Raw genomic sequence first — 529 nt, forward strand, 5'->3', positions numbered from 1 at the left:
TCTACGACGAGCAGAAAAAATACATTGATTTTGCGGCTAACATGCACTGGCCTTACTGCCTGATTGATGTCAATTGGGACCAGAAAATCGGTTACGAAAAAATAGCGGAGCTGGCTCAGTACGCCAAAACCAAAAACGTGGGATTAATCCTCTGGTACAACTCGGCGGGGGACTGGAACGACGGTCAAGTACACCCCTAAAGGGAAATTACTCGAAAGACAGGGCCGCCGCGATGAGTTCGCACGGATTGAAAAAATGGGCATCAAGGGCGTCAAAATCGACTTTTTCGGTGGAGATGGTCAGTCGGTTATCAAATATTATCAGGACATTCTACTCGACGCGGCCGATTATCACCTGCTGGTAAATTTCCACGGAGCCACGCTGCCCCGTGGCTGGGCACGCACGTATCCGCATTTGATGACGGCGGAGGCCGTGAGGGGTTTTGAGATGGTTACTTTCGAGCAGAAGGATGCTGATAACCAGCCTACGCACGCAGCCCTGTTGCCTTTCACGCGGAATGCCTTTGACC

At 51.2% G+C, this 529-nt stretch carries 2 protein-coding genes; both read left to right on the top strand.

The genetic code is table 11. From position 1 onward, the window contains the following. The coding region (locus BWI97_RS29155; RefSeq protein ID WP_199182138.1) for a glycoside hydrolase family 97 catalytic domain-containing protein at positions 1–200 on the top strand (200 nt) is incomplete at its 5' end. A gap of 55 nt (positions 201–255) precedes the next feature. Beyond that, positions 256–529 (top strand): glycoside hydrolase family 97 catalytic domain-containing protein (locus BWI97_RS29160; protein ID WP_255403261.1); only part of this gene is annotated, 274 nt, incomplete at its 3' end.

This window comes from Siphonobacter sp. BAB-5405 (assembly GCF_002872335.1).
GTDB lineage: Bacteria > Bacteroidota > Bacteroidia > Cytophagales > Spirosomataceae > Siphonobacter.